Genomic DNA, 1,964 nt, shown 5'->3' with positions numbered 1-1,964 from the left:
GAGATGGTGATAAAGATGTATGACAAGTTTAGAAGCAATGAGCCGATATGGTCATTAGCGAACCAGTTAGCGTTAGCGAAGCTTAGAACTGAATCGTTAGAGATGGAACGTGAAGAAAAGACAGCTAAAAGGATCGAAGAAGGAATCAAAAAAGGTATCGAACAGGGAATCGAGCAGGGCATTGAACAAGGCATTGAAATTGGACGAGAAGAAGGAGTTGAACAGGGTATTGAGATTGGAAAAAACGCAATTCTTCAAAAAAATAGAGAAACATGTATTAGAATATTAAAAAAGCGCTATCATATTGATTGTGCGAAATGGGTTGCTGAATTAGACGAAAAACAGCTTGAAATGATATTTGAATATGCCTATGATGAAGAGTTTGAAACTCTTAAACAAAAAATAGATAATATATAAAGAGCCAGCATTTCTTTACACTTCTCAAAACCCCACAATTGACCAAAGTTATGAACTTATCCTAAATGGATAAGTTCATTTTGTATATTTTTTATATAAAATTATTTTAGTGAAAAACACAAAATTTGCTTTTTGAATCGAGAAGGGAATGTCAAGAAATTTGTGTAAGTAATTTTATTAAATTGTCAAAGAACTATAGAAATGACTTATATCGAGTATATATAGGTCATTTTATTTTTCTAAATATTTTTGGATTCTTGTTGAGAATCTATCATCCATCATTAATTGATTCATAACCATTGCCCAATTTGATACACGCCCACCTGACCATTTTTTCGATAATTCAAGAACTCTTAAATATAACACTTTTAATACCGCTGTCTCATTTGGAAATGCTCCTTTTTTTATGACCTTTCTAAAACTTGAATTGACACTTTCAATTGCATTGGTTGTATACATAACTTTTCTGATGGCTGATCCATAATCAAACAGCTGTTCTACATGATGAATGTTCCTTTCCCATACATCAACTGCTCCCGGATATTGTCTCCACTCATTCTTAAATGTTTCAAATGCGCTTTTGGCCGCCTTTAAACTAGGAGCCCCATAAACTTTTTTCAATGATTGTGTAAATCGCTTATAATCCTTGCTTGGGACATATTTAATAGAATTCCTTATAAGGTGGACAATACATCTTTGTACCACAACATTGGGAAATATTGCTTTCGCACCATCTTCAAGTCCACTAACACCATCCATAGATATAAAGAAAACATCTTCCACACCTCTCGCTTTGATTTCATCAAAAATCTGCATCCATTTATGCTTGCTTTCTGTCTCGTTTAACCATAACCCCAGTATTTCCTTGTTTCCATTGATGTCATAGCCTAAAACAGCATATACAGCGTATTCCTTTACCTCATAATCATTTCTTACTGTCACATATAAACAGTCGACAAACAAGAATGCATAACATTGAGATAGTGGTCGGTTTTGCCAGTTTTCCAGTTCAGGAATGATAGCATCGGTTATATCGGAAATCATTTCATGAGAAACCGAAAATCCATAGATATCTTCAATTGTGGTTGATATATCTCTTTGAGACATTCCTTTTGCATACATTGAGATGACTTTATTTTCAATGTCCGAAACATCTCTCGTTCTCTTAGGAATAATTTGCGGTTCAAAAGATGCCTCCCTGTCTCTAGGTATATTAATATCTAATTCTCCTCTTGATGTTTTTATTTTTTTAGGAGAATAACCATTTCTTCTGTTTAATGTCTTTTTTTCTTCTTTACTGTTAGATGCATAACCAAGATGGTTGTTCATTTCTCCCTGAAGCATTGATTCAAATAATGGTCCAAAAATATCTTTTAAAGCTTCATCCATATCCTGTGCTGATTGTGGATTATAAGTATCAATAATTTGTTGAGCTAAAGCTACTGTTTTTGGCAATGGTATTAAGTTAAGAGAAAATGAAAAATCATTGAATTAAGATAAGATGGTTGTTAAAGTAAAAACAGCCATCTTTTCTGTTATTCATAAAT

1 protein-coding gene and 1 pseudogene are annotated in these 1,964 nt (G+C 33.0%); one reads left to right on the top strand and one right to left on the bottom strand.

Features of this window, described 5'->3' with window-relative positions:
* Positions 1-417: pseudogene (locus BR82_RS17520) on the top strand (hypothetical protein); the annotation flags it as partial.
* 231 nt (positions 418-648) lie between these two features.
* Here BR82_RS17520 and BR82_RS0114440 read toward each other — a convergent pair.
* Positions 649-1,872 carry an IS256 family transposase gene (locus BR82_RS0114440; protein ID WP_027090732.1) on the bottom strand — a complete coding sequence of 408 codons (1,224 nt, stop codon included), beginning with the start codon at positions 1,870-1,872 and terminating at the stop codon, positions 649-651.
* Positions 1,873-1,964 lie beyond the last annotated feature (92 nt).

This window comes from Thomasclavelia saccharogumia DSM 17460 (genome assembly GCF_000686665.1).
Classification (GTDB): Bacteria; Bacillota_I; Bacilli_A; order Erysipelotrichales; family Coprobacillaceae; genus Thomasclavelia; species Thomasclavelia saccharogumia.
The sequence above is the reverse complement of the archived record's forward strand: the minus strand, read 5'-3'. Positions and strand labels throughout refer to the sequence as shown.